Consider the following 23,254-nt stretch of genomic DNA (forward strand, 5'->3'; position numbering starts at 1 on the left):
CAAGGAAGGGACGGCGAAGTCAGCGGCGGCCGAACGACAGCCACTGGCGCAGGCGGGCCCACAGCGCGGGCCAGAACAGCGCACTGAGGTCGAGCGGCGCGTTGGCTGGCGCGTTCTCTGGCGCGTTCTCTGGCGCAGTGGCCTGCGCCTGCCTCGACGGCGCAGGCGCCGTCTCGACAAAGGCGGGCGGCTCGGCCACGGCGACGGCAGCCACCGTCGGCGCTGCCGGAGCGGCCGGGCCGGCCTCGGCCTCGAGCTTGCGGCGCAAGTTCGCGGCAAAGGATTCGGTCAGCCGGCCGGCCAGTTCCCGGACGATGCCGCCGCGCGAGAACTGCGCCAGGCTCCCGGCGATCGCGTAGTCGACCGCGATGTCGACGCGCGTCGCCGGGTGGCCGGACGCGTCCTCGACGTCGTGCAGCGAGAATGCCGCCTCGCCCTTGACGCGCGAGCCGCTCTTGCGGTCCGCGCCGGTGCCGGTCACCGCGCCGCGATAGTCGGCATCGTCCAGGCGCATCTCCCCTTCGCCGGCGAATGCCGCGACGATCGGCCCAAGCTTGACGGTCATCGTCAACGGCAGCCGGCCATCCTGCGGCGGCGCCGACAGCGAGGCGCCGGGCAGGCAGGCGACCACGCCTTCGGTATCGTGAAAGCAGCGCCATACCGCGTCGCGCGCGAATGGCAGCAGAAAGGTCTGTTGGAGTTCCATGCGGGGATCGGCCTCTTTTATCGCGTCGGTCGCGTGCGTCGTGTCGGTTCTCGTGGGTTCCGATCAGGTGCGGTTCGCCGCGCCGGCGGCCTTGCGGGCATCGAGCACGTTGCGTATCGCCCGCACCAGACCGACGTAACCGGTGCAGCGGCACAGGTTGCCGGCAAGCTCGAGGCGGATGCGCGCATCGTCGGCATCCGGCAGCCGCAGCACGATGTCGCGCGCGGTGGCCAGCATGCCTGGCGTGCAATAGCCGCATTGCAGCGCGTGTTCGGCGCTGAAGGCTTCGCGCAGCTGCGCCATCACCGGGTCGGCATCGAAGTCTTCGATGGTGCGCACCTCGGCGCCTGCGCAGCCGACCGCCAGCACCGTGCAGGAGCGCGTCGGCACGCCGTCCACGTGCAAGGTGCAGGCGCCGCAGACGCCCTGCTCGCAGCCGAGATTGGTGCCGGTCAGGTTCAGCTGCTCGCGCAGGAAGTCGGCCAGATGCGTGCGCGGCTCGACGGCGGCGCTGACGCGCTCGCCGTTGACGCGAAGTTCGACAGGCATGGGGGATGTCATGCGCCCTCTCCGGTAAAGGCCGCCAGCGCGGCCGCGGCACGCCGCAGCGCGACCGCGTGCAGCTGGTATTCGTGCGTGCCGGGTTCGAGCCCGGCCGCGCACAGCTGGCGATGCGCCAACGCTTCGTCCCAGCGATCGATCAGTTCGCCGGCATCGTCGATCACGAAGGGCGCGCCGTCGATGGCGCCGATCACCGCGCGACGCGAGCCCTGCGCGGCGTCGTCGACGAAGCCGCAAATCGCTTCGGCGAATTCGCCCGGCTTGCGGTTGACCTTGTAGTAGCTCCAGCGCGCGCCGGGGCTCAGCCGTTTGATGCTGACCGCGAGCAGCACTTCGTCTTCGGCCAGCGCCGTGGTGAACGCGCCGGCCATCCAGTCGCGCTGCGCGACCTCGCGCTCGCCGCGCGGGCCGGCCACGATGCAGGTGGCGTCCAGCAACGCCATCGCGTTGATCCAGTCGGCGGCAGGGTCGGCATGGGCCAGGCTGCCGCCCAGCGTGCCGCGGTTGCGCACGGCCCGATAGGCGATGCCGCGCGCGACCCACGGCATCAGGCCGCGGCTGGGGTCGGGCACGCGCCCGTCCTCGATCTCGGCATGCGTGATGCCCGCGCCGAGCCGTACCGACGCGCCGTCGTCGCGGCATCCGCGCAAGGCGGCGATGCCGCGCAGATCGATCAGCTCGGTGGGCTGCGCGAGCCGCAGGTTCAGCATCGGTCCAAGCGACTGGCCACCACCGACGGCCTTGGCAAAGCCCTCGCCGGCCGCCAGCGCGGCAACGGCCGAGTCCACGGTGTCGGGCCGCCGATAGTCGAACGGTGCCGGCTTCATGCCGCCACCTCCTCGGCCGACGACGGCATCGCACTCGACTGACTTGCCGGTGCGGCACGCGCCGTTTCCAGCGCGGCCAGAATGGCGCGCGGGCTTGCCGGCAACTCGCGCAGTTCGGCGCCGAGCGGCCGCAGCGCGTCGTTGATCGCGTTGACGATCGCGGCCGGCGAGCCGATCGCGCCGCTTTCGCCGATGCCCTTCTGGCCGAACTCGGTATAGGGCGCCGGCGTTTCCATATGGTCGATGCGGATCGCCGGCACTTCGGTGGCGCCGGGGAGCAGGTAGTCGGCCAGCGTCGATGCCAGCGGCTGGCCGTCTTCGCTGTAGCGCATCTCCTCGTACAGCGCGGTGCCGATTCCCTGCGCAGCGCCGCCGTAGACCTGGCCGTCGACCACCATCGGATTGATCAGCACGCCGCCGTCCTCGACGATCGCGTAGTCGAGCAGTTCGACCTTGCCGAGCTCGGTATCGACCGCGACGGCCACCGCGTGGCAGGCGTAGCTGAAGGTGCCGGTGTCGCGCGTCGCCTGATAGGTCGTCATGACTTCGAGGCCGGCCGGATCGACATCGGCCGGCAACTTCTGCGGCTGCAGATACCAGACCCGGGCCAGCTCGGCCAGCGTCACGCGGCCGCCATCGCCCACCACCGCCCCGTCTTGCCAGCGCACCGCCGGCTCCGGCATGCCGAGCAGGTGGGCACCGATGCGCAGCAGGCGCGAGCGCAATTGCTTGCAGGCCTGCCCCACCGCGCCGCCCGCCATCACGATCGAGCGCGAGCCCCAGGTGCCGGTGGAATATGGGGTGATCGCGGTATCGCCGAGCAGCACGCGCACCTGATCGGTATCGACGCCGAGCACTTCGTGCGCGATCTGGGCCAGCGTGGTTTCCATGCTCTGTCCGTGCGAATGCACGCCGGCGCGGACTTCAAGCACGCCGTCGGGTGTCAGCCGCACCACGGCCGGCTCGCGGCCCGGCACCATCGGAATGCCCCAGCCGTGATAGACCGAGGTGCCATGGGCGCCCTGCTCGCAGAACACCGCGAAGCCGACGCCGATGCGGCGCCCATCTGGCTCGCCGCGCTGCTGGCGCGCACGCAGGCCTGGCAGATCGATGGCCGCCACGGCGCGGCGCACGCATTCGGGATAGTCGCCGCTGTCGAAGTGCTTGCCGGTGATGTTGTCAAACGGCATACGCTCGGGCGGCACCAGATTGCGCAGGCGGACCTGATGAGGCTCCAGCCCCGCCTCGACCGCGATCGCGTCCATTACGCTCTCGATCGCGAAGCAGACGCCGGTGCGTGCCACGCCGCGATACGGCAGGATCGGCGGCTTGTTGGTCGCCACCGACCAGGTGCGGCAGCGATAGCGCTCCATCATGTAAGGTCCGGGCAGGATGCTGCCGACCTGTGCGGCTTCGAGGCACGCCGAGAACGGATACGACGAATAGCAGCCGGAATCGACCGTGGCCTCGCAATCGACCGCCAGCAACCGGCCATCGCGATCGGCCCAGGCCTCGATACGATAGGCGTGCTCGCGGCAGTTCGCGTTGGCGGTCAGCTGCTCGCGCCGATCCTCGATCCAGCGCACCGGCCGCCCCAGCCGCATCGCCAGCCACGCGACGCAGACCTCTTCCGGCAGCAGGATGCCCTTGTAGCCGAAGCCGCCGCCGACGTCGGGCGAGATCACACGTACCTGGCCTTCGTCGAGTCCCAGGCAGCCCGCGAGGCCGGTGCGATTGATGTGCGGCATCTGCGCCGCGGTGACCACCACCAGCTGGGCCAGCCGGCGGTCCCACCAGGCGACCACGCCGCGGCCCTCCATCGGCGCCATGCTCTGGCGCGCGGTACGCAGCGTGCGTGCGACATGGATAGGCGCGCTGGCGCGGATCGCGGCCAGCGCGGCCTCGTTGTCGGCATCGAAGCCGACCGCGGTCTCCAGAAAGACGTTGTCGCCCCAGTGGTCGTGCACCAGCGGCGCGCCGGGCGCGCGTGCGGCCAGCATGTCGACCACCGCCGGCAGCTCGTCGAAGTCGACGAAGACCTGGGCGGCGATGTCCTCGGCCTGCGCGCGCGTCGGCGCCACGCACATCGCGATCATCTCGCCAACCTGGCGCACCTTGCCGTCGGCCAGAACCGGCTGCGCCGACGACTTGAAACCCGCGAGCCCGGAGTTGGCGACGATCGGGCGTACGCCATCGAGATCGGCCAGCGTGAACACCGCGTCGGCAAGACCGTCGGGCTTTTCGATGCCGCGGATGCGCGCATGCGCCAGCGGACTGCGCACGAATGCGACGTCGCGCATGCCGACCATGCGCAGGTTGGCGACATAGTCGCCGCGGCCGCGCAGAAAACGGTCATCCTCCTTGCGGCGCAGCCGCGCGCCGATGCCGCTGTCCTTGCCGCTGTCCTCGCCGCTGTCCTTGTTCGCCCACGGGGTCGTCATGGCGATCTCCCTACGCGACCTGCGCCACCGGCAGGATCGGCGCGCCGGCGTCGAAGCGCTGTCCGGCGCGCAGGCAGAACGCCGGCTCGAGCATCCGTTCGGCCACCACCTGGGTGCCCTCGTTGTCGGCGAGAACCCAGCGGCCGCGCAGGTCTTCGAGCACCGAGACATTGGCCTCGGCGCCTACGCGCAGCGTGCCTGCGCCATCGTTCAGTCCGGCCATGCGCGCGGCATTGACGGTCGCCATGCGCACCACGTGATCGAGCGGCAGACCGAGCGCCAGCATGCTGGTCATCGCCGACACCAGGCTGAAGCGGACCCGGCCGAGAAACATGTGGTCCTGGTCCGGATGCTCGGCCGGCGTGCCTGCCGGCGCCGGCACGTGCGTGTTGTACCCATGCATGTCGGCACCGAGCGTATCGGGCACGATGCCGGCCTGCAGCACGGTGCGCGCCATCCGGTAGCTGAAGTGCGAACCGTGGCCGACATCGATCTTCAGGCCGCGCGCGGCGGCTTCGCGCGCCAGCGGGTGCACGGTGCCGTCGCGGTTGACGAAGCCGCCCGGATGGCGGCTGAACGGGTGCGCCAGCACATCGCCGGGCTTGAGCATGTCGACCACCTGCTCGAGGATCGTGTCGGGATCGACCTCGTGCTCGGCGTGGCCTGGCATCGGCCACAGCTGGCCGAAGTGGACATAGACCGGCAGTCCGGTCTGACGGCCGATCTCGGCCGAGGCGCGCATCACCTCGACGCCCCAGCGGGCAAACCCGCCGAGTTCGGCGTGAGCCTTGATGCCGCGCACCAGATCGGCATTGGCGAGCGCCGCCTTCACCGTGGCATCGACATCGACGCATTCGGGCCGATACAGCTCGGCGTAGTAATGGCCTTCGAGCCCGCCGACCAGATAGGCCGACAGGAAGGCATAGATGCGGCTGCTGGCCGGCTCGGCGACGTAGTGCCGAAAGCCGGGCAGCGTCATGCAGCTCGCGCCGCCCTGATCGATCAACGTGGTGACGCCAGACTGCACGCCGCACATGTCCGCGTTCAGGCCGAAGCGCCCGGTCACGTACTGGTACACGTGAGCGTGCGTATCGATCAGGCCCGGCAACACCAACTTGCCGCGGCAATCGATCACGTCGGCAGCGGTCGCCTCGGCTGGCAACGCCAGCGAGCTGTCGCCTACCGCGGCGATGCGCCCGTTGCGGATCCAGACGTCGCACACCGCGTCGATGCCGGCGTCCGGATCGATGACGCGGCCCTGCCGTAGAACGATGTCGCGATTGCTTGCAGTCATGCTGGCCTCGTGGGTTGGAAACGCTGCCTGCAAAACGCAAGAACTTTGCCAGTGCGTGTCGGCGCTCGCCGCGACCTCGCCGCAAACCGTTGCAGGCCAAGGCTTTCCGGTTCTCTGGCCGTTCGGTGAAATACGGGGTATGCCACTTATCTGGGTGTGGTCGGCGTGCGCGACGCTGGTGCCGGCGCACCGCAAGCCGGCGTATACGGACGCCGTCCGCCGCGAGCGTGCCCCTTTGCTGTGCAATACGGGGTATGCCACCTATTCGGCGATAATGGCGATCGAAGCGGCTCTGGAACGGCTCGTGCTCGACCAGGCGCCAACCTGCCGACGGCGAAAAACCGTCGGTCTCTGACACCACACCGCATGACGACCACCAAACGCCCCATCGCCATCAAGACGGAGATCGATGCCGCCCGGCATCGCTCCACGCTGCTCGGACGCCCCGGTTTTCTGATCCGGCGCCTGCATCAGGTCCACTGCTCGCTGTTTCTGGAAGAGACCGAGGCGTTCGGCATCACGCCGGTCCAGTACAGCCTGTTGACGGCGCTGGAGCAGCACGGCGAGCTCGACCAGAACACCGTGGCGCTCGAAGTGGGGCTGGAGCGCACCACGGTCGCCGAGGTCATTCCCCGGCTGGAGACGCGGGGACTGCTGCAGCGGCGGCAAAGCGAGACGGACCGGCGGGTCAAGCTGGTCAAGCTGACCCGCAAGGGCAAGACGCTGGTCAGGAAGATGGAGGCGGCAGTCCAGCGCGCGCACGATCGCACCGTCGACCACTTGCCGCCGGCCGATCGCGAACGGTTCCTGCTCTATCTGATCCGCCTGGTCGAGGCGACCAACGAGCACGGCAGCGTGCCATACCGGCTGCCGGCTGCGGAGTGACCGCCTGCGGGAAAATGTGACGAGTGATACATTAGCGGCAGCCCGTATTCCGGCCCGTTGTTCTCGTCATTGCGCCAATCACCGTTCTTCGCATGGAGCGCCGCATGAGTCCGTCCCGTTTCGCCGTCCCGCGCCGTCGTTTTGTTCCCCTGGCCCTGGCCGCCGCATTGTCGTGCGGGGCGCTGACCAGCGTGCCGAGCCACGCGCAAGGCGTGCCGGCGCAGCAGCAGAGCCAGGTGCCCGGCTACTACCGGATGATGCTCGGTGAGTTCGAGATCACCGCGCTGTATGACGGCTATATCGACGTGGACCCGAAGCTGCTGCGCAACACCAGCGCGCGCGAGGTGCAAACCCTGCTGGCGCGCATGTTCGTCGAATCGACACCGGGCGTACAAACTGCGGTCAACGGGTTCCTGATCCACACGGGCAAAAACCTGGTGCTGATCGACACGGGCGCCGGCGGCTGCTTCGGCCCGACGATGGGCAAGATCGTCGACAACGTGCGCGCGGCCGGCTACGACCCGATGCAGATCGACACGGTGCTGCTGACCCATCTGCATGGCGACCACGCCTGCGGCCTGACGGTCGACGGCAAGCCGGTATTCCCGACCGCTACGGTCTATGCGTCGCAGTTGGACGCCGACTACTGGCTGTCGCAGGACATCGCCGACAAGGCCCCGGCCGAGGCGCAGCCCTACTTCAAGATGGCGCGCGATGCGGTGGCGCCCTATCAGGCGGGCGGCCGTTTCCGTACCTTCAAGGCCGGCGACGAGCTCATGCCGGGTATCGCGTCGGTGGCCGCGTATGGGCACACACCGGGCCATACCGGCTATCTGCTGCGATCGGAAAAGAACGGCAAGGCGCAGAGCCTGCTGGTGTGGGGCGATATCGTGCACAACCACGCGGTACAGTTCCGCCGGCCGGACGTAGCGATCGAGTTCGATGTGGACAGCCGCGCGGCGGTACGCACGCGCAAGCGCCTGTTCAACGATGCCGCGCGCAACAAGCTGTGGGTCGCGGGCATGCATCTGCCGTTCCCCGGCATCGGCCATGTGCGTGCCGACGGCAACGGCTATACCTGGGTGCCGGTCGAGTACGGGCCGATTCGCACGGATCGCTGATTGCGCGGCGAATCATTCTGCTGATTGCGCCGCCGCCTGCGGCGGTCAGCGCCGCTGATCGCGTCGCATCACGGCATCGCACATCGCCTGCAGCCGCGCCGCCATGTCGCGGGCGGGTGCCGACGGCTCCGGTCTGACATGCAGGCTCAGCTCGACCGGCGGCACCGCGCCGATCAGCGTCGGCTCGTCGAGCACCCGATGCGCGCGCGTCACGACGCGGCGCGGCAGCAGGCTGATGCCCAAGCCATCGGCTACCGCCGAGCTCAGGCTGGCCAGGCTGGCGCTGACGAAGCCGATGCGCCAACGCCGGCCGCTCGCCTCGATCGCGTGCGTCATCTCGCCGCGGTACAGGGCGCCGCCGGGGAAGACGGCCAGCGGCACCGGCTCGCGCTCGAAGGCCGGCCGCCGCCTGCTGTCGATCCAGCACAGCGGCTCCGGCCAGCTCGCCAGCCCCGCGGCGCTGCCCTCGCGCTGCTTGATCAGCGTCAGATCGAACTCGCCCTCCTGGAAGCCCTGCCATAGCTCGTGGCTCAGCCCGCTGGTGACCTCGAGCCGAACGCCCGGCCAGGCGTCGGCGAAATCGGCGAGCACCGGCGTCAGCGTCTGCGCCGCGAAGTCTTCCGGCACGCCGAGCCGGATCTCGCCCTGAACCGCGCTATCGCGGATCAATGCGACGGCTTCTCCCGACAGCTGCAGGATCCGGCGCGCATAGCCGAGCAGACGTTCGCCCTCGGGCGTCGGCGTGACATAGCGCCCGCCGCGATCCAGCAGCACGCAGCCGCACTGCTCCTCGAGCCGGCGCAATTGCTGGCTGACGGTCGACTGGGTCAGATGAACGCGTTCGGCGGCGCGGGTGAAGCTGCCGCTCTCGGCCACGGCGACGAAGCTGCGCAGCAGCTGAGGATCGAGGATGTCGTTCAACGCGGGTATTTGATTTGTCACTGCGACGCATTCCATCATTTAATTTCCCAATTGCCAAGCGCGCGCGTACAGTCTGCTCCTCTACCCGCAGGCTCTTTTTCGCGAGGCATCCCCCATGTCCAACCACGAATCCCTGTTGCGCGAGGCCGTGCATCTGGCGCAGGCCAACCGCGCGCGCGGCGGCCGGCCCTTCGGCGCCGTGCTGGCCCGCGACGGCCAGCTGATCGCCACCGGCGTCAACGGCATCGTCCACAGCCACGACCCGACCAGCCACGCCGAAATGGAGGCGATCCGTGCCGCCAGCCGGCGCCTGCAGAGCCCGGATCTGCGCGGCTGCGCGATCTATGCCAGCGGCCATCCGTGCCCGATGTGCCTGGCGGCGCTGGTGATCAGCGGCGTGCAGGAGGTCTACTACGCGTTCGACAACAACGACGCCGCGCCCTACGGCCTGTCGAGCGAGGCCACCTACCAGGCGTTGCGGTTGACGCTCGATCCGCCGCCGTTGCCGCTGATCCGGCTCGATGTCGGTATCACGGCCGATGCGGTCTATGGCCGTTGAAGTCCATGGCAATTGAAGTCTCCACCGGCAGGCGCAGCATCGCCGCGCCGGGCTGGGCGCTGGCCGCGATCGTGCTGGCCGGCCTGAACCTGCGTCCCTTCCTGACCGGCATCGGCCCGCTGGCTCCGACGATCCGCGCCAGCACCGGCCTGGACTATCGCGGCATGGCGTGGCTGACGCTGCTGCCGATGGTGCTGATCGGGGTCGGTGCCTGCCTCGCACCGGCCATGCGCAGTTGGCTGGGCGAACGGCGCGCGGTGCTGCTCGCCTTGACGCTGGTCGGCATCGGTTCGCTGTTACGGCTCGCCTGGCCCGGCGGGACAGCGCTGATTGCCACGGCCGCGCTGTGCGGCCTCGGGACGGCGGCCGCGCAGGCGGCGCTGCCCGCGATCGTCAAGCGCCAGTTTCCGACGCGGATGGCGATGGTGATGGGCCTCTATTCGGCCGCGCTGATGGCGGGCGGCGCGCTCGGTGCGCAGCTGACGCCGTGGATTGCCGGCCTGAGCGGCAGCTGGCATGCGGGACTTGCCGTGTGGGCGCTGCCGGCATGGGCCGGATGGCTGCTGGCGTGGCGGACGCTGCCGCGCGATGCGGCCGTCGAGCCAGCGATTCCTGCCGGCGACGTCGCCGATGCCAGGGCCAGAGCGAACGCCACCGACATCGTTGATGCCAGAGCCAAGGCCAACCGCCCCACTGCAATTCCGGTGCTGCGGCTGCTCAAGCGCCCACGCACCTGGCTGCTGATGGCCTCGTTCGGCGTGATGAACGGCGGCTATGCCTCGCTGATCGCGTGGCTCGCCGCCTACTACCAGGAGCGCGGCTGGAGCGGCCCGGCTTCGGGCGGCTTGATCGCCGTCATGTCGGTGGCGCAGGCCGCTGCGGCGCTGGCGCTGCCGACGCTCGCGGCCCGCAGCCCGGATCGGCGCGCATGGCTGGCGCTCGCGCTCGCCCTGCAGGCGATCGGCTTCGCCGGGCTGGCCGGATGGCCGGATCTCGCGCCGCTCGCATGGGCCATCATCGGCGGCGCCGGCCTGGGCGGCTGCTTCTCCCTCTACCTGGTGGTTGCGCTGGACCACCTGCCGCGCCCCGAAGACGCCGCCGCGCTTGGCGCGCTGATGCAGGGCGGCGGCTTCCTGCTGGCCGGCTGCGCCCCGTGGCTGGCGGCAGTGCTGCACGACGCCACCGGCAGCTTCGCCGCTGCCTGGTGGTACCACCTCGCCGCGGTCGTGCTGGTGATGCTGGCCACCACGCGTTTCGATCCGCGCCGGTATCTGCTGGCGATGCCGGGCCGGGCCTGATGGTCTTGCTGGGGCGAAGGCGCAGGGCTTCGTCCCAGCTCTATCTCCTCTCCATCCGCGTCGACCCGGCACTTCACCATCGCGGATAGATCTCCGATTTACGAATCTCGCCTCCCGGTGCTTGCCCCAGGAAAGCTGCCTCGGAGACGCTTCGTAGAACCTTCAGTCATCGATGCATTCAAAAGTGTAAGATTGCAGTCAATGAAAGCAATTCACACGAGGTGACTATGGCTATCCTGACGATCCGAAATGTGCCAGACGAGGTGCACCGGGCCCTGCGCATGCGCGCCGCGGTCCACGGCCGCAGCACCGAGGCAGAAGTACGACAAATACTGGAGAACGCCGTGATGTCGGAGCAACGTGTTCGGCTGGGTGATGCCTTGGCCGAAATCAGTCGCCGAGTCGGACTGACAAACGAAGACTTCGCCGTGCTGGAGCAGGGACGCGATAAAACGCCAGCGGAGCCAATGAGGTTCGAATGATCGTACTCGACACGAATGTCGTCTCCGAGGCGATGAAGCCGGAACCCAACGAAGCGGTACGCGCCTGGCTAAACGATCAGGTCGCCGAAACCTTGTATGTCTCCAGCGTGACGCTGGCAGAACTGCTGTTCGGTATCGGAGCGCTCCCGGACGGGCGACGCAAGCAAGGCTTGACGGAGGCATTGGACGGCGTGATCGCGCTGTTCGGTGAGCGGATATTAACGTTCGACACCGATGCCGCCCGGCACTATGCGGAATCGGCGGTCAAGGCAAGAGCAGCGGGCAAAGGCTTTCCGACACCCGACGGATATATTGCGGCCATTGCCGCGTCGAGGGGATTTATCGTGGCGACCCGCGATACCAGCCCCTTTGAAGCAGCCGGACTCACTGTCATCAATCCCTGGAACCGGCCGTAACCTGAAGTCGCCATTCCAGACTATCCGCCACGGATCACCAAGCAGCTACGCCCCGCGTACCCGTTTCTGCGTACAACCGAGGTGATGCCGGACACGACCGTACCCGTTTCTGCGTAAGCCGGCCCCGCCTTTCAATCCAGTCTTGATCCCAGGCACGGCGTGCCGATCGGCATGCCGCCGCGCTGCCGCATTCATTTCCGATGTAACGCCGCATTACGCACGCGCAACGCGCCGCGTCGCCCCTGCACGCCCTGATCCCGACGAAAAAGCCTTGCCACGCAAGGAGATGCGTCGGCAAGGGCCGTCGATCGACGCCGCCGCGGCAACGCCATGGCGTTGTGAGAGTGCCTTACAAGTGCAACGGCCGCAGCAGCGAGCGCGCCGCTACATTGCAGCCATGTTCAACGCGCCCCGCCAAGGAGCTCAGAGATGAAACGCACCAAACGAACGCTGTCCATCCTCGTGCTGCTGTCCGCCACCGCCGCCATGTTGTCGGCCTGCATCGTCGTCCCGCATGGGCATGGACACGGGCATCACCATCGCCATCACCGCTATTGATGGAAATGCGGCCGCGCCAAGGGCCGCGATTCGCATCGCAGTGCATCACCGCAACGCCAAGCTTGTTATCCGCAGCAGGAGTACCTGATGAACCGCCCTCTGATTCTCGCGCTCGCCACCCTCGCCGCCGGCTCGGTCTTCGGCTTCGTGTCGCCGGCCCAGGCGCATGACGGCCCTCGCTACGATCGCGACCATGGCTACCGCCACGTTGCGCCCCCGCCGCCGCGCTACGAAGCGCCACGGGCCGCACGCCGGGGACAGGTGTGGGTGCCGGGCTACTGGCGTGCCGCCGGTCCGCGCTATGTGTGGCAACCGGGCCATTGGGAACGCGCACGCCCCGGCTACCGGTATGTGCCCGAGCGCTGGGTGCAAGGACCGCGTGGCTGGGTGATGCGGCCGGGTCATTGGGTTCGATTCCGGTAAGCCGCAGCGGGTCTCCTGTCGTCCCCGCGCCAGCGGGGACCCAGGGGTTTCGAGTCGCTGGGCGACGCAAAGCCGCCCCCCGTTTCAACCTTCCTTCACCCCACAGGGCCGGCCAACTGCGCCGGCCCTTTGTCATTGCGGCAGCACCTGCGGTGCGATGCCGCGAACCTGTGTTGCCTATCAAACATTGCTGCGGCACAGCGGTCGATACACTTGCCCTCACGGTTTCACCCTATCGCATCGGTACGCACGCAGCGGCCGATTGGAGGCGTCATGGCAAGCGAGAATCGAATCGTACCGGTCGTGCTGTGCGGCGGCACGGGGTCGAGGTTATGGCCCCTGTCGCGGGACGGCCATCCGAAGCAGTTCCTGCGTCTGCTGGGCGAACATACCTTGCTGCAGGACACGCTGCTTCGCGTGCGCGGCATCGAGGGTGTCGGCGCCCCGATCCTGGTCAGCAATGAAGCGCACCGCTTCGTCGTCGCCGAACAGGCGCGCGAAATCGGCTGCGAGCCGGCGGCGATCCTGCTCGAACCGCATGCGCGCAACACGGCGCCGGCGGCCGCGGTCGCCGCGCTGAAGGCGCAGGCCGGCGGCGACGATCCGATCCTGCTGGTGCTGCCGTCGGACCATCTGGTACGCGACCATGACGCCTTCGCGCGCTCGGTCGCCGCAGCCAGCGCGGCCGCCGCCGCCGGCGCAGTCGCCACGCTCGGCGTGGTGCCGACCTTCCCGGCAACGGGCTACGGCTATATCAAGGCGGTGCCGACCAACGACGGCGCGCTGATGACGGTCAAACGCTTCGTCGAGAAGCCGTCGCTGGAGCAGGCCACCGACTTCCTGGGCGAAGGCAATTGCTATTGGAACAGCGGCATGTTCCTGTTCCGCGCGTCGGTCTATCTCGACGCCCTGCGCCAGTTCGCCCCCGACATCTTGCGCGCCGCCGAACAGGCGGTGGCGCGCGGCAAATCCGATCTGGATTTCTGCCGGCTCGACGCCGATGCCTTCGGCGCGTGCCCGTCCGACTCGATCGACTATGCGGTGATGGAGCATCTGCGCGACGGACGCATGGCGCCGCTGGCCGCCGACTGGAGCGATATCGGCTCGTGGGACGCGGTATGGAAGGCGGCCGACAAGACCGAAGGCAACAACGCGGCGGTCGGCAATGTGGTCACGCATGGCGCGCGCGATTGCCTCGTCCATGCCTCGCACCGGATGGTGGCGGTGGCGGGACTGGAAAACGTGATCGTGGTGGAGACGCCCGACGTCGTGCTGGTCGTCCACAAGAACCATGCGCAGGACGTCAAGCAACTGGTCGAAACGCTGCGCGCGCAAGGGCGCCCGGAGGCCACGCAGCATCGACAGGTCTACCGGCCCTGGGGCTCGTACGACAGCGTCGACCACGGCCAGCGCTATCAGGTCAAACGGATCAGCGTCAAACCCGGCGCCAAGCTGTCGCTGCAGAAGCACCACCACCGCGCCGAGCATTGGGTGGTGGTGTCCGGCACCGCGCGCGTGCGCCGCGGCGACGTCGAATTCCTGCTGACCGAGGATCAGTCCACCTATATCCCGATCGGCGAAACCCACAGTCTGGAAAATCCCGGCCGGATCCCGCTCGAACTGATCGAGATCCAGTCCGGCTCGTACCTTGGCGAAGACGACATCATCAGGATGGCAGATATTTATGGGCGCACTTGACCTGCAACCGCTCGGCCCGCTGGCGGCCGGCGATCTCGAACTCCAGCCGCAGCAGCACGACGATGCGGCGGCCGGCAGCGGCGCACGCCGCAAGCGTGCGCTGATCACCGGGATCACCGGCCAGGACGGCGCCTATCTGTGCGAACTGCTGCTTGCCAAGGGCTACGAGGTCCATGGCATCAAGCGGCGCAGCTCGCTGTTCAATACCGAGCGCATCGATCATCTGTACCAGGATCCGCAGGCCCCCGACCGCCGGCTGATCCTGCACCATGGCGACATGACGGACACTGCGAGCATGGTGCGCGTGGTGCAGCAATCGCAGCCGGACGAGATCTACAACCTGGCCGCGCAAAGCCACGTGCAGGTGTCGTTCGAAGAGCCGGAATACACCGCGAATACCGACGCGCTCGGTACGCTGCGGCTGCTCGAGGCGATCCGGATCCTCGGCCTGGAGAAGACCACGCGCTTTTACCAGGCCTCGACCTCCGAGCTGTACGGCCTGGTGCAGGAGATTCCGCAGAAGGAAACCACGCCGTTCTATCCGCGCAGCCCGTACGCGGCCGCCAAGCTCTACGCCTACTGGATCACGGTGAACTACCGTGAGGCGTACGGCATGTACGCCTGCAACGGCATCCTGTTCAATCACGAGAGCCCGCTGCGCGGCGAGACCTTCGTGACACGCAAGATCACGCGCGCCATCGCGCGGATCGCGCTCGGCCTGCAGGACACGCTGCATCTGGGCAACCTGTCGTCGCTGCGGGACTGGGGCCATGCGCGCGACTATGTGCAGATGCAGTGGATGATGCTGCAGCAGGAGGCGCCCGAGGACTTCGTCATCGCCACCGGCGAGCAGCACAGCGTGCGCGAGTTCGTGCAGCGCGCCGCCGCCGAGCTCGGCATCACGGTGCGCTTCGAAGGCAGCGGCGTCGACGAAATCGGCGTGATCGCGGCGATCGACAACGGCCGACAGCAACTGGCGCCAGGCCGCAAGGTCGGCGACGTGATCGTGCGGGTCGATCCGCGCTACTTCCGTCCCACCGAGGTCGACACGCTGCTGGGCGATCCCACCCGGGCGCGCGAGCGGCTGGGCTGGTCGCCGACCACCAGCTTCGACGAACTGGTGCGCGAGATGATCGCCGCCGACTACGCGGCGGCGCGGCGCGATGCCCTGTGCAAGCTGGCGGGCTTTCGGGCCTACGATCATCACGAATGATTGGGGGAAGGCGAGCGCATGCAGGCATTGGATGCATGGGATGTACCGAACGCATGAACGCATGACATGACGGCCCCGGCCTGCTGCGGCAGCGGGGCCGCAAACACAAGAGGCGAGCGTGGAGCGGATATTGCGCGGAATCGGCGCCAATGCGCTGGGCCAGGCGGTCACCATCGTGACGCAGCTGCTCAGCGTGCCGATGTTCCTGGCGGCATGGGGTCCGGAGCGCTATGGCACCTGGCTGATGGTGATCGCGGTGCCGGTCTATCTGGGGCTGGCCGACCTGGGCTTCACCGGCGTGGCGGTCAACCGCATCAATATGAGCATCGCCGCGGGCAATCAGCGCGCGGCAGTGGTGTGCTACCAGTCGGCGCTGGTGCTGCTGCTGTTGATCGGCGCGGTGCTGGCAGCCGTCGCGATGCTGCTGGGCGCGGCCTTCGGCAGCGCGATCCAGGGCTGGACCGGACTGGCGGGCGGCGCCGCGGTGCTGGCGATGCTGATGATCGCGATCCAGGTCTCCACCTATATGCTGGCGCTGCTGTCGCACGGCGTGTTCTGGAGCGCAGGCCGCTACGCCGAGGCCACCATGTGGTTCAACCTGTTCCGCCTGGTCGAGTTCGGCGCGCTGGCGGCCGGCGTGCTGTTGTTCGACGGCGGCTTCCTGCTGCTGCTGACGCTGCTGGCGATCGTTCGCGTGCTGCTGGTGATCGTGATGTACCGGCGCATGATGACCTTCGCGCAATGGGCCCGCGTCGGCGTCTCGGCGTTCTCGCGCGCCGAACTGCGCGAGATGCTGCTGCCCGCGCTGGCGCTCAACGCCTTCCCGATCGGCAACGCCCTCAATATGCAGGGCATGGTGCTGTGCGCGGGCTTTATCTTCGGGCCCGCGTTCGTCGCCTACTTCAGCGCGATGCGCACCTTGTCGCGCATTCCCTACCAGCTGGGCCAGTTGATCAGCCAGGCGCTGTCGCCCGAGATCGGCCGGCTCTACGGCCAGCGCAACGCCACCGCGCTGCGCGCCTTGTTTCGCCACGCGCTGACGGCCTCCGTCGGACTGGCCAGCGCCTGCGGCGTCTTCCTGTACATCGCCGGCGAATGGATCTGCCAGCTGTGGACGCACGGCAAGATCGCGCCGATCCATCCGGACTACAGCTGGCTGCTGGCGGCCGCGGTGGTCAACTCGCTGTGGCACACGGCCTCGGTGATGGTGACCTCGACCAACAACCATGCGCGGCTGTCGCTGGTCTATCTGGGCGCCAATATCGCGGGCCTGCTGATTGCGGTGGTGGGCGGCAAGCTGTTCGGGCAGCCGGCGGTCTCGTTCGGCGTGCTGGCCACCGAGCTGCTGATCCTGCTGGTGCTGCTGCCGCAGATCCACGGCTTTGCGCGGCACGGACTGGCCGGCGCCCTGGTCAAGCCGTGACGGCATCGAGGCGACCGCTCGCCATGCCGGTCGGCTGATCGGCCGAATGCAAAACGGCCGAATGCAAAACGGCGCGGCTTCGCTGGCCGCGCCGTCATCCGCGCCGTCATCCGCGCTGTCGGTCGACCCGGCACGACCGGTCAGACGATATACCCTTCCTCACGCTGGAAATACGCCAGATCCTCGGGCAGTTCCTGCACCGCCTTGGCCGGGCAGCCGCCGTACAGCATGTGCGGCGCCGCCATGCTGCGATTGAGCACCGCGCCGGCGGCCAGCACGCTGTAGTCCGGCAGGGCCGCGCCAGGCAGCAGGATCGAGCCGGTGCCGACGAAGCAATAGGCGCCGATCGTCACGGGCGCGCAGCGCTGGCGCGACTCGCGGATCGACACGCTGTGCGTCAGGAACTGGCTGCGATAGCCGGCCACCGTTGAATAGGCGCCGACCGTGATGGTATCGGTGCAGTCCAGGATATGGCGCGAGGTGATCGCGGCATGCCGCCCGATCACCAGCGCGGGATCGCGGTCGGCGGCATCGCGGAAATGCGGCGAATCGGTGAGTCCCTGCGGAAATCCCGACACCCAGTTCAGGCTGCCGAGAATGGCATGCTCGCCCAGGCTGAGCCGGCGGATTCCCTTGACCAGCGTCAGATGCGCCACGCGCGAGTGCGGTCCCATCTCGAGCTCGTCGCACAGCACCAGCGACCAGCCGATGCGCGCGGTGGGGTCGATGCGCGCGCCGCAGAAGCGGTTCAACAGCCGCCGCCGCAGCGGCCACGGCAGGCCGATGGAGACGGCCGCCAGCACTTTCCTGATCATGACTGCCTCCCGAACACGGGGCCGCGTACCACGCGTTCATAAGTCGCGCGCGGATTGGTCAGATGCTTGGTGACGCGGTAGTACGCCGATGCCAGATCGTCGTACGGGCGCCGCTCGCGCCCCAGAATCTTGCGGAACATGCGCTGCTCGAACTGGCGATGCGCCTCCACCAGCCTCGCCGAACCGGTGATCGATTCGGCGTAGACGCGGTAGCAGCTGAGGAAGTCCGGCACATTGCGGAAGGTCGCCCCGGCCAGCGCCATGTCGATCACCAGTTCGCCATCCCAGTTCGAGCGGTTCTCGACATTGAATCCGCCGACCGCGCGATAGGTTTCGGCGCGGAAGAAGGTCGACGGCTGGATCGCGATGCTGGCGCCATAGGCGGCGCGGCGCAGGCCGAAGCGGTCGGAATACACGCGCCGCACCAGCGCGCCCTCGCCATCGATCACGTAGCCATTGCCGCAGATCACGTCGCACGACGGATAGCGGCGAAAGTACGCTGCGACCTTGGCGAACGCCTCGGGCAGGAACAGATCGTCGGAGTTCAGATAGCAGAAGATTTCGCCGGTGGCCGCCGCGAAGCCCTTGTTCAAGCCGTCTGCCGGACCGTTGTCGGGTTCGAGGATGCAGCGATCGATCGATCCCGCATGGCGCGCGATGATGTCGCGGCTGCCATCGGTCGATCCGGGGTCGACCACGATGTATTCGAGCTCGCAACCGTGCTGGCCCGTGACGGAGCGAATCGCCTGCTCCAGATACCGCGCCTGGTTGAACGAGACCGTGACGACGCTGAACCTCATCGCACGCTCCGCAGCGGCTGACGATAGCCGTTGGCATGGTGCCAGGCGAACAGCATGCCGAGGAACATCGCCGACTCCCAGCGGTGATCGGCCGAGAACGGCGAGAAGAACACGTCCCAGACGAACTGCGCGGTGCCTACGTAGAAGAAGATCGGCATCGTCGGCATGTTGCGCACGAACAGCCAGAGGGTGCGCGCCAGCATGCAGATCCAGTAGAGGCCGCCGACGATGCCGCTCCAGATCAGCGCGCCCATCAGGAAGGAGTGGGCGGGAATCAGCGTGTCGTCGGTGACGACGATCTTGTCGTCGAGCGCAGCGCCCATCTGGTACACCAGCACGCTGTAGGCGTCCTGGTAGCCGTTGCGGTCCACCGCCCACGAGCCATGACCGAGCAGCGGCGCATCGAGGAAGGCGCGCACCGAGATCAGGATTTCCGAGCGGCCGCCGAACAGGATGCCCAGCTCGCTGGTGGCCTGCACGGTGTACTTGTGCGCCGCCTCCGGAGTCAGGAAGCTGAAGTCCGACGCGTGCGCGAAGATCATCGAGAACAGCGCGTTGAGCGCGGCGATCACCAGCACCAGCACGCCGAACAGCAGCGGAATGCCGCCGCGCGTATGGGTGAGGCTGCGCACCCACGCCACCACCGAGCTGCGGCGCATCAGGTAGATCGCCAGCGCCAGCAGCGGCAGACCGGCCGCGCTGCGGAAGTCGAACACCACGGACACCGCGCAATAGGCCAGGATGCACAGCGCGATGCGCAGCGCCCCGGCGCGCACCATCGACAGATAGCACAGCAGCAGCATCAGCACCGGCATCGCGTAGCCCCATTTCCAGGGGTTGTACAGCATCTCCTCGGTGGGGGCGCGGCTGAGGTTGACGATCTCGCTGAGCGCGGCGCCGATCAGGAAATACCAGATCCGCTTCGGGCTGCCCTGGCTGAAGTGCGTGCCGATCGCAAACACCGTCAGGAAGAACACGCCCGGCGCCAGCACGCCCTTGATCGACGACGTCAGCGGCGTAGCATTGGACAGGTCCGACAGCGCCTGCGCGAAGGCCCACATCAGCGTCAGCCCAAGGAACGACGCATAGCCGCGCTCGATCCGCAGCGTCGACAGCGCGGCCAGGCCGTAGGCCGCCGCGATGAACTCGCCGATATACACTTCGCCGATCACATTGACCTTGATCGCGCACAGTGCGCCCAGCCCGAGGTACAGCAGCATCGCCGAATGGCTGGTGCGGGCGCCGATCGGCAGGGTCGAGGTGGTTTGCATGGTGTGGCCGCCTTCTGAGTCGGTGAGCGGGTATGCCGTGCGGGCCGGTCGCCGGACCGGGAGGCCGCAACCGCGAAGCCACGGACCCGCATGGCCGCACGATGCCGGGGGGTAAGCATGTTTTCCGTTCGATGGCGCACACCGCGGCACGCCACCTTCCGCCAATGTGCGCCAGCCCACAGTCGGCTGCACAAGCGCGCGCTAGAGTCCGTCCAGTGCACGCCCTTCCGGGTGCAGTCCGGTGTGCCCGATCATCGCCCGATCGCCACGCCGGTGTCCCACTCCGCCGATCCACAGTCAGTGTCACAGCCATGAATCAGCCTCCAACCCGCATCTTCGTTGCCGGCCATCGCGGCATGGTCGGCGGCGCCATCGTGCGCGCGCTCGGCGCGCGTCCGGACATCACTGTCATCACCCGCACGCATGCCGAACTGGACCTGTGCGACCAGGCCAAGGTACGCGCCTTCTTCGCCGAGCAGCGCATCGACGAGGTCTATCTCGCCGCGGCGCGCGTCGGCGGCATCCATGCGAACAACACCTATCCGGCCGAATTCATTCAGCAAAACCTGCTGATCGCGGCCAACGTCGTCCACGAGTCGTGGCGCTCCGGCGTCAAGCGCCTGCTGTTCCTGGGCTCGAGCTGCATCTATCCGGCCTTCGCCACGCAGCCCATCGACGAGGCGGCGTTGCTGACCGGCGCGCTGGAACCGACCAATGCGCCGTACGCCATTGCCAAGATCGCCGGCATCAAGCTGTGCGAGAGCTACAACCGGCAATACGGCACCGACTTCCGCTGCGCGATGCCGACCAATCTTTACGGTCCCGGCGACAACTACCACCCCGAGAACAGCCACGTGATCCCGGGCCTGCTGCGGCGCTTTCACGAAGCCAGGCAGAGCGGCGCCAGCGAGGTGGTGGTGTGGGGCACCGGCACGCCGCTGCGCGAGTTCCTCTACGCCGACGACCTCGGCCAGGCCTGCGTGCATCTGATGTCGCTGCCACAGCAGCAGTACCGCGACCACGCCGGCGCGCCGGGCTTCTTCAATGTCGGCAGCCCGGACGAGGTCAGCATCCGCGTGCTGGCCGAGCTGATCGCCGACACGGTGGGCTTCCGCGGCGCCATCCGCTTCGACACCAGCAAACCCGACGGCACGCCGCGCAAGCGGCTGAACTCGCGCCGCATCGAGGGGACCGGCTGGAAGCCGACCGTGTCGCTGGTCGACGGCCTGCGGCTGGCCTATCAGGACGCGCTGCAAAGCGGCCGCCTGGAAAGCCCGGGGCGACGCCAGCCGCGGCTGGTCGCGCTGCGCTGAGCCCGCGGCTCCGGAACGCGCGCCGATGAAGATCCTCCTGTACTGCCTCAATTACTCCCCCGAGCTGACCGGCATCGGCAAGTACACCGGCGAACAGGCGCGGTGGTTCGCGGCGCGCGGCCACCAGGTGCGCGTCGTCACGGCGCCGCCCTACTATCCTGCCTGGCGCGTCGGCACCGGCTATCGCGCGTGGCAATACCGGCGCGAGCAGCACGACGGCGTGCAGATATGGCGCGCGCCCATCTGGGTGCCGCGCCAGCCGTCGGGACTCAAGCGTGTGCTGCATCTGGCCAGCTTCGCGCTGAGCAGCCTGCCCTGCCTGCTGGCGCAATGGCGCTGGCGTCCGGATGTGGTGATGGTGGTCGAGCCGCCGCTGCTGTGCAGCCCTGCCGCGCTGCTGCTCGGCCGCTGGACCGGCGCGAAGACCTGGCTGCATGTGCAGGACTACGAAGTCGATGCGGCGTTCGCGCTGGGCCTGCTGAAGCAGCCGCTGTTGCGCAGGCTCGCGTATGCGCTCGAACGCCATGCGATGGCGGGCTTCGACTGCGTCTCGACGATCTCCGAAGCGATGCTGCGGCTCGCGCGTGACAAGGGCGCGCCGGCGGAACGCACCCAGCTGATCCCGAACTGGGTCGACCTGCGCGCGATCCAGCCCGGCCGCGGCAGTCTCTATCGCCGTCGGCTCGGCATTCCGCCCGACGCGACGGTGGCCTTGTACTCCGGCAACATGGGCAACAAGCAGGGGCTGGAAGTGTTGGCCGAGGCGGCACGGCAACTGCGCGACCGGCCCGACATCTGGTTCGTGCTATGCGGCGACGGCGCGGGACGGCCTGCGCTCGAGCAGGCCTGTGCCGGGCTGGCCCAGGTCCGCTTTCTGCCGCTGCAGCCGGCGTCGCGCTTTCCGGCGCTGCTGGCGGCCGCCGATCTGCATCTGCTGCCGCAGCGGGCCGATGCCGCCGATCTGGTGCTGCCGTCGAAGCTGGCCGGCATGCTGGCCAGCGGGCGGCCTGTCATCGCGACCGCGCATCCCGGCACCGAGCTGGCCCGGCTGGCGGCGCGCTGTGGCCGCGTGGTGGCGCCCGGCGACGGCCTCGCGCTGGCCGCAGCAATCGACGGGCTGGCCGCCGACCCTGCCGCGCGCGATGCGCTCGGCAAGGCCGGCCGGGCGTGGGCCGAGCGGCATCTGGACCGCGACGCGGTGCTGGGCCGCTGGGAGGCCGCGATGCAGGCGCTGTGCGGCGAGGCCACGGCGGTCAGCGTGCCGGCCGCCAGTGTCGGCACCGATTAGCCGATCGGGCGGACCCGCGGGGAACGTTGGCTAACGCTGGCGAACGTTGGGAGCTTTGACGCGCGGTCCGAGATTCTTACCGGTCGCTGCCGCTGGTCACGCCGCCGCCGCCCGTGCCGCGATCGGACGTGCCGCTGCCCTTGGTCGCACCGGACGGCGTACTCGCCTTGCCGCCGCCCGCGCTGGCGCGGCTGCTGCCCTGAGTGGAATCCGATACGCCGCCGGCACGGCGCGAGTCCGTTGCCGGCTTGCCGCTGGTCGCGTCGCCGCCGCGGTTGGCCGCGGTGCCGCCCCCGGTATTGCCCGCACCGCCGCCGGGCGCCGCCTTCGCGCTGCCGGGCGGCTGCCGCCCGCCCGACGGCGAGCCGGTGGTCGGACTGCCGCCATGCTCGACATCGCCGGCACGGGATTGACGAGAGCCGCCGGCCCCCGCCTGCGCACCACCCTGCGCGCCGCCGCCACCTTGCGCGGCGCCTTGGACGCTCGACTGCGCGCCCTGGCCCGGGCCCACCGCGCCGCGCGCGCCGCCGCTGACCGGACCGCTTGCATCACCCGCACCGGCAGCGGTTCCCGACGAGGTCGCGCCCGTCCCGGTCGTGCCTTGCGCGCCGGCGTTATCGCTCATGCCGGTCGAACCGGCCTTGCCGCTGCCGCCGGTCGAACGGCCCTGTGCCATCGCGAGCTGGCTGGCCAGCGCGAGGCACGACGCGGCCACCACCAGCAGATCTCGTGGTTTCATGCTGTCCCTCCTGACTGTCGATGCAGTGATGTGGTGATGCGGTGGTGCGGTGATCTACGCCCTCTTCACGCAAGCCGCATGCCGGCGTTGGGCGGCCACCGGCGACATGCCGTCCCTGCGCCGCTCGGCACCGCTTGCAGAAATTGCTCCACAGGCTTGCATATTTGGGGCCGAGCCCGCATTGGTGCCAGCGGCGCAGGGA

General features: G+C 68.6%; 24 protein-coding genes. 14 read left to right on the forward strand and 10 right to left on the reverse strand.

The annotated features are described in order from the left end of the window. Window positions 1-19 precede the first annotated feature (19 nt). The 5 genes from HTY53_RS09625 to HTY53_RS09645 form a co-directional block, all read right to left on the reverse strand. Window positions 20-706, reverse strand: a complete 687-nt coding sequence (locus tag HTY53_RS09625) for an SRPBCC family protein (protein ID WP_174106258.1) — start codon at window positions 704-706, stop codon at window positions 20-22. A gap of 63 nt (window positions 707-769) precedes the next feature. Further along, window positions 770-1,255, reverse strand: a complete 486-nt coding sequence (locus HTY53_RS09630) for a (2Fe-2S)-binding protein (RefSeq protein WP_238511539.1) — start codon at window positions 1,253-1,255, stop codon at window positions 770-772. A gap of 8 nt (window positions 1,256-1,263) precedes the next feature. Continuing rightward, complete coding sequence (locus tag HTY53_RS09635) at window positions 1,264-2,094, reverse strand: FAD binding domain-containing protein (RefSeq protein WP_174106260.1); 831 nt, start codon at window positions 2,092-2,094, stop codon at window positions 1,264-1,266. Then, window positions 2,091-4,535, reverse strand: a complete 2,445-nt coding sequence (locus tag HTY53_RS09640; protein WP_174106261.1) for a xanthine dehydrogenase family protein molybdopterin-binding subunit — start codon at window positions 4,533-4,535, stop codon at window positions 2,091-2,093. The genes HTY53_RS09635 and HTY53_RS09640 overlap by 4 nt, the downstream gene beginning before the upstream one ends. A gap of 10 nt (window positions 4,536-4,545) precedes the next feature. Beyond that, window positions 4,546-5,829 (reverse strand): amidohydrolase/deacetylase family metallohydrolase, encoded by a 1,284-nt coding sequence (locus HTY53_RS09645; protein ID WP_174106262.1) that lies wholly within the window; start codon window positions 5,827-5,829, stop codon window positions 4,546-4,548. On the opposite strand from HTY53_RS09645, the gene HTY53_RS09650 reads away from it, so the two are divergent. The 3 genes from HTY53_RS09650 (at window position 5,828) to HTY53_RS09660 (ending at window position 7,835) form a co-directional block, all read left to right on the forward strand. Beyond that, window positions 5,828-6,184, forward strand: a complete 357-nt coding sequence (locus HTY53_RS09650; RefSeq protein ID WP_174106263.1) for a hypothetical protein — start codon at window positions 5,828-5,830, stop codon at window positions 6,182-6,184. The genes HTY53_RS09645 and HTY53_RS09650 overlap by 2 nt on opposite strands. Window positions 6,185-6,195: 11 nt before the next feature. Beyond that, on the forward strand, window positions 6,196-6,714 hold the full coding sequence (locus tag HTY53_RS09655) for a MarR family winged helix-turn-helix transcriptional regulator (RefSeq protein WP_174106264.1): 519 nt from the start codon (window positions 6,196-6,198) through the stop codon (window positions 6,712-6,714). A gap of 104 nt (window positions 6,715-6,818) precedes the next feature. Beyond that, complete coding sequence (locus HTY53_RS09660) at window positions 6,819-7,835, forward strand: MBL fold metallo-hydrolase (RefSeq protein ID WP_174106265.1); 1,017 nt, start codon at window positions 6,819-6,821, stop codon at window positions 7,833-7,835. Between the two features lie 45 nt (window positions 7,836-7,880). Here HTY53_RS09660 and HTY53_RS09665 read toward each other — a convergent pair whose 3' ends face one another. Beyond that, entirely contained in the window at window positions 7,881-8,747 is an 867-nt protein-coding gene (locus HTY53_RS09665; RefSeq protein ID WP_438820942.1) for a LysR family transcriptional regulator, read from the reverse strand. Window positions 8,748-8,871: 124 nt separating this feature from the next. Here HTY53_RS09665 and HTY53_RS09670 point away from each other — a divergent pair, with 124 nt between their 5' ends. The 9 genes from HTY53_RS09670 (at window position 8,872) to HTY53_RS09705 (ending at window position 16,826) form a co-directional block, all read left to right on the forward strand. Continuing rightward, window positions 8,872-9,315: a nucleoside deaminase gene (locus HTY53_RS09670; protein ID WP_174106266.1), complete on the forward strand. Its 444-nt coding sequence runs from the start codon at window positions 8,872-8,874 to the stop codon at window positions 9,313-9,315. 5 nt (window positions 9,316-9,320) lie between these two features. Further along, window positions 9,321-10,613, forward strand: coding sequence for an MFS transporter (locus HTY53_RS09675; protein WP_174106267.1), 1,293 nt, complete (start codon window positions 9,321-9,323; stop codon window positions 10,611-10,613). 227 nt (window positions 10,614-10,840) lie between these two features. Further along, window positions 10,841-11,095, forward strand: coding sequence for a FitA-like ribbon-helix-helix domain-containing protein (locus HTY53_RS09680; RefSeq protein WP_053823294.1), 255 nt, complete (start codon window positions 10,841-10,843; stop codon window positions 11,093-11,095). Continuing rightward, entirely contained in the window at window positions 11,092-11,511 is a 420-nt protein-coding gene (locus HTY53_RS09685) for a type II toxin-antitoxin system VapC family toxin (protein WP_174106268.1), read from the forward strand. The genes HTY53_RS09680 and HTY53_RS09685 overlap by 4 nt, the downstream gene beginning before the upstream one ends. 429 nt (window positions 11,512-11,940) lie before the next feature. Continuing rightward, window positions 11,941-12,069 carry a hypothetical protein gene (locus tag HTY53_RS24905; RefSeq protein WP_023263369.1) on the forward strand — a complete coding sequence of 43 codons (129 nt, stop codon included), beginning with the start codon at window positions 11,941-11,943 and terminating at the stop codon, window positions 12,067-12,069. A gap of 87 nt (window positions 12,070-12,156) precedes the next feature. Then, window positions 12,157-12,492, forward strand: coding sequence for a YXWGXW repeat-containing protein (locus HTY53_RS09690; RefSeq protein WP_174106269.1), 336 nt, complete (start codon window positions 12,157-12,159; stop codon window positions 12,490-12,492). A gap of 273 nt (window positions 12,493-12,765) precedes the next feature. Further along, window positions 12,766-14,190, forward strand: a complete 1,425-nt coding sequence (locus HTY53_RS09695) for a mannose-1-phosphate guanylyltransferase/mannose-6-phosphate isomerase (RefSeq protein WP_174106270.1) — start codon at window positions 12,766-12,768, stop codon at window positions 14,188-14,190. Further along, entirely contained in the window at window positions 14,177-15,403 is a 1,227-nt protein-coding gene (gene gmd / locus HTY53_RS09700; protein ID WP_174106271.1) for a GDP-mannose 4,6-dehydratase, read from the forward strand. The genes HTY53_RS09695 and gmd overlap by 14 nt, the downstream gene beginning before the upstream one ends. Before the next feature lie 130 nt (window positions 15,404-15,533). Beyond that, window positions 15,534-16,826, forward strand: coding sequence for a lipopolysaccharide biosynthesis protein (locus HTY53_RS09705; RefSeq protein WP_174106272.1), 1,293 nt, complete (start codon window positions 15,534-15,536; stop codon window positions 16,824-16,826). A gap of 140 nt (window positions 16,827-16,966) precedes the next feature. Here HTY53_RS09705 and HTY53_RS09710 read toward each other — a convergent pair whose 3' ends face one another. Genes HTY53_RS09710 through HTY53_RS09720 form a run of 3 tightly spaced genes read right to left on the reverse strand, consistent with a single transcriptional unit; the run spans window position 16,967 to window position 19,712 of the window. Beyond that, window positions 16,967-17,641, reverse strand: coding sequence for an acyltransferase (locus HTY53_RS09710; protein ID WP_174106273.1), 675 nt, complete (start codon window positions 17,639-17,641; stop codon window positions 16,967-16,969). Continuing rightward, window positions 17,638-18,441, reverse strand: coding sequence for a glycosyltransferase family 2 protein (locus HTY53_RS09715; protein ID WP_174106274.1), 804 nt, complete (start codon window positions 18,439-18,441; stop codon window positions 17,638-17,640). The genes HTY53_RS09710 and HTY53_RS09715 overlap by 4 nt, the downstream gene beginning before the upstream one ends. Then, complete coding sequence (locus HTY53_RS09720) at window positions 18,438-19,712, reverse strand: hypothetical protein (protein ID WP_174106275.1); 1,275 nt, start codon at window positions 19,710-19,712, stop codon at window positions 18,438-18,440. Before HTY53_RS09720 ends, HTY53_RS09715 begins: the two co-directional genes overlap by 4 nt. Before the next feature lie 311 nt (window positions 19,713-20,023). On the opposite strand from HTY53_RS09720, the gene HTY53_RS09725 reads away from it, so the two are divergent. After that, on the forward strand, window positions 20,024-21,025 hold the full coding sequence (locus tag HTY53_RS09725) for a GDP-L-fucose synthase family protein (RefSeq protein WP_174106276.1): 1,002 nt from the start codon (window positions 20,024-20,026) through the stop codon (window positions 21,023-21,025). Window positions 21,026-21,050: 25 nt separating this feature from the next. After that, window positions 21,051-22,313 carry a glycosyltransferase WbuB gene (locus tag HTY53_RS09730; RefSeq protein ID WP_174106277.1) on the forward strand — a complete coding sequence of 421 codons (1,263 nt, stop codon included), beginning with the start codon at window positions 21,051-21,053 and terminating at the stop codon, window positions 22,311-22,313. A gap of 76 nt (window positions 22,314-22,389) precedes the next feature. On the opposite strand, the gene HTY53_RS09735 is transcribed toward HTY53_RS09730, so the two are convergent. Further along, window positions 22,390-23,052, reverse strand: coding sequence for a hypothetical protein (locus HTY53_RS09735; protein ID WP_174106278.1), 663 nt, complete (start codon window positions 23,050-23,052; stop codon window positions 22,390-22,392). Between the last annotated feature and the right edge of the window lie 202 nt (window positions 23,053-23,254).

It is taken from the genome of Cupriavidus gilardii (assembly GCF_013314895.1).
Classification (GTDB): Bacteria; Pseudomonadota; Gammaproteobacteria; order Burkholderiales; family Burkholderiaceae; genus Cupriavidus; species Cupriavidus gilardii_C.